At 72.0% G+C, this 3,552-nt stretch carries 1 protein-coding gene and 5 pseudogenes; all 6 read left to right on the plus strand.

The genetic code is table 11. The features are described 5' to 3' along the window. A partial coding sequence (locus tag UG55_RS48045) for a zinc ribbon domain-containing protein (protein WP_206779420.1) occupies window positions 1–294 on the plus strand: 294 nt, incomplete at both ends. Window positions 295–818: 524 nt separating this feature from the next. Continuing rightward, window positions 819–2,075 (plus strand): annotated as a pseudogene (locus UG55_RS30320) (isopeptide-forming domain-containing fimbrial protein); the annotation flags it as partial. A gap of 480 nt (window positions 2,076–2,555) precedes the next feature. Continuing rightward, window positions 2,556–3,142: pseudogene (locus tag UG55_RS48050) on the plus strand (internalin); the annotation flags it as partial. A 1-nt stretch (window position 3,143) separates the two neighbouring features. After that, window positions 3,144–3,363, plus strand: a pseudogene (locus tag UG55_RS48055) (hypothetical protein); the annotation flags it as partial. 1 nt (window position 3,364) lies between these two features. Beyond that, window positions 3,365–3,432, plus strand: a pseudogene (locus UG55_RS48060) (hypothetical protein); the annotation flags it as partial. A gap of 1 nt (window position 3,433) precedes the next feature. After that, window positions 3,434–3,552: pseudogene (locus UG55_RS48065) on the plus strand (hypothetical protein); the annotation flags it as partial.

The following is a 3,552-nucleotide window of genomic DNA, read 5'->3' on the forward strand; positions in this document are numbered from 1 at the left end:
CGCCGTGCGGCTCGCACTACGGCGGGGTGTGGCGTCGAGACCGTGACCTTCGTCAGTACCGGTGCAGCCGCCGGAAGTGGCGCGCGGACGGCGGACCACGCTGCGACTGCCGGTACCTGAACGCGGACGAGGTCGAGGGGCGGGTCTGGGATGCCGTCTCGGACCTGCTGCGGCGACCCGAGAAGCTGATCGAGCTGGCCAGCGACTACCTCGGCCTGCGCGCGTCTGCGGTCGTGGTCGAGCGCGACCAGCTCGACGCGGTCGGGCGCCGGATTGCCAGCTTGGAACGGGCGCNGGTCCGGGCCACGAAGGCAGCCCTGATGGCCGACAGCGACGACGAACGCCGTGCCTTGGACGAGGCGAAGGCGCAGATCGGCGACGACCTGACAGCGGCCAGGAGCCACGAGCAGACGTTGCAGCAGTGGCGGGCGGACTCCCGCGCGGAGTCGAACCGGATGCGCGACCTGTGGGCGCTGGCCGAGCGTGCCGCCACCCGGCTCGGTGCGATGGGCCTGGCCGAGCAGGCGGAGGTGCTGCGCCTGCTCGATGTGAAGGCGAAGGTGATTAACAACACATCTTCGCCTCGGATCGAGATCACCGGCACGGTGCCTCACGAGAAGCTGCTCGGCGCGCTCTCCCNCGACGCTGCGGCCGGTGACTCGGACGGCGAGATACCGAAGTATCCCGACGGCGGGGTCACCAGCCCGATCCCGTTCCGGGTGGAGCTGCCCGCCTGACCTGCGCATACGGTCGACCGAGACCCCTCGCCCTTCCTGGTCGGGGGGTCTCGCCATGTCCGGACCACCCCCGCCCAGCCGGTGACCTCGGCGAGGCACCTGGCGGCCAGCGCCACGGTCACCGTCACCTACTCGGTGACGGTGAACAACCCGGACACCGGCGACCGCGTGCTTTCCAGCGCGGTCACCTCGCCCACGCTGGGCACCACCTGCCCGGTCGGCGGGAGCGACCCGGCCTGCTCGAACGTCGTGACCGTGTCGTCCCTGACCCTCTCCGTGGCAGCGGATGTGACCGCGACCGAACCGACGGGAATCGTCCGGACCACCTATACGGCGGTCAACACCGGCCAGACCCCGTACACGGGCATCTCGATCGCGATGCCGCTCACCGACGTGGTCGACGACGCGACCTACCGCGGCGACGCGCAGGCCAGCTCCGGCACGCTGCAGGCGAGCCCCCTCAGCCTGACCTGGACGGGCAACCTCGCGCCGGGCGCCTCGGTGACCATCACCGCGTCCGTGACGGTGAACAATCCGGACACCGGCAACAAGGTGCTGCGAGCGTTCATCTCCTCGACCGCCGAGGGCAGCACCTGCCAGCCCGGCTCGACCACGCCGCCGTGCGCCTCGGTGGTGCCGGTACTCACTCCGGGGCTGACCATCACCAAGACCGCGAGCGCCGCCGCGGTCGCCCCCGGGGATCCCATCTCCTACACGATCACGGTGGCGAACACGGGCGAGACGGCCTACACCGGCGTCACCGTCACCGACCCGCTGTCCGCCGTCCTGCTGCAGGCGACCTACAACAACGACGCGACCGCCTCCACCGGCACGGTCGGCTACGCCGGCTCGACCATCACCTGGACCGGCGACCTGGCCGCCGGAGCGACCGCGACCATCACCTTCTCGGTCACGACGCTCAACCCGAACCCCGGCGACCGGTTCATCATCAACCAGGCGTCGTCGCCGGCAATCGGCTCCAACTGCCCGCCCGGATCGAGCAACCCGGCGTGCGTCGCCGCCGTCGAGATCCTGGTGCCGCAGCTGACCATCCAGAAGACCGCGGACGTCACGACGACCGCCCCGGGCGGGGTGACCACCTACACGATCACCGTGTCGAACACCGGGCCGGTGCCCTACATCGGCGCCTCGTTCAGCGACCCGCTGACCGGGGTGCTCGACGACGCCGCCTACAACGGCGACGTCACGGCCACCGCCGGGACCGCCGGCTACACGGCGCCCACGCTGGGCTGGACCGGCAACCTGGCACCCGGCGCGAGCGCGACCATCACCTACTCGGTCACCACCAACAGCCCCGCGGCCGGGGACGGCGTCCTGNCCAACACGATCACCTCGACGACCCCGGGGAGCAACTGCGCGAGCGGCAGCCCGGACACCCGCTGCGCGGTATCCCTCCCGGTGGCCCAGCTGACGCTGGAAGTCTCGTTCAGCTCGCCGACCGCGAGTCCCGGGGACACGCTCCAGACCAACTACACGTACACGAACACTGGGCAGACCCCCTACACCGGAATCAACATCACCTTCGTGCCCACCGCCGACGCGGACTACATCCTGGCGGCCGGAGACCGGACAACCAGCTCCGGAACGTCGTCCGTCGACGGCAACGGCGGGCAGTGGACCGGCGACATCCCGGTGGGCGGCACGGTCACCGGCACCGCGACGGTGACGCTCCGCCCGAACGCGCCTTCCGGGGCACTCACCGCCGGGCGGATGGAGACGAGCGCCGTGGGCAGCAACTGCCCGCCCGGCAACACCGACCCGCGGTGCGCCGCGTCGGTCACGGTGCTCGTCCNCGGCCTGACTGTCACGACCGCGGCGGACACCACCGCCGCACTGCCCGGCGGCACCCTGACCTACACGACCACCGTGACGAACAGCGGGCAGACCACCTACACCGGCGTCGCCGTGGCCTCGGCGCTGACCGGGCTGCTCGACGACGCCGTCTACAACGGCGACGCGGCGGCCACCACCGGCTCGGTCTCCTACAGCGCCCCCACCCTCACCTGGACCGGCACGCTCGCCCCCGGCGCCAGCGCGACCGTCACCTTCACCGCGACGGTGCGAGATCCCGACCCCGGGGACAAGGCGGTGACCGTCCGGTCCACCTCGTCCGCCGCGGGGAGCTCCTGCCCGCCGGGCAACGCCGTCGCCGGCTGCGGGGCGACCGTACTGGTCCTCACCCCGGGGCTGACGATCCAGCAGTCCGCGGACGCCGCGACCGCGCTGCCCGGCCAGACGGTGACCTGGACCATCAGCGTGGCGAACACGGGCCAGTCGAGCTACCCCGCCGCGACCGTGAGCGAGTCGCTGGCCGGCATCCTCGACGACGCCGCCTACAACAACGACGCGGCCGCCACCACCGGCTCGGTCTCCTACAGCGCCCCNACCCTCACCTGGACCGGGGCGCTCGCCCCGGGCGCCAGCGCGACGATCACCTTCACCACCACGGTCGACAACCCGGTGCCGGGAGACCAGTCCCTCACCGGGACAGTGGTCTCGAACGACGCCGGGTCGACCTGCCCGGCCGGCGGGGGCAACCAGCTGTGCGCCACGACCGTGCCGGTCACCGCCCCGGCCCTGCTCACCTTCACCAAGTCCGCGGACGNCGCGAGCACCGTCGCCGGCGGCACGGTGACCTACACGATCACGGTGGCCAACGCCGGCGCCACCCCCTNCCTGGACGCCGAGCTGACCGACGACCTCACCGCGGTGCTCGACGACGCCGCCTACAACGGCGACGCGACCACCACCGCCGGAACGCTGGACTACACCGGCCCCACGCTGTCCTGGGAAG

Source organism: Frankia sp. EI5c, assembly GCF_001636565.1.
Taxonomy (GTDB): Bacteria; Actinomycetota; Actinomycetes; order Frankiales; family Frankiaceae; genus Parafrankia.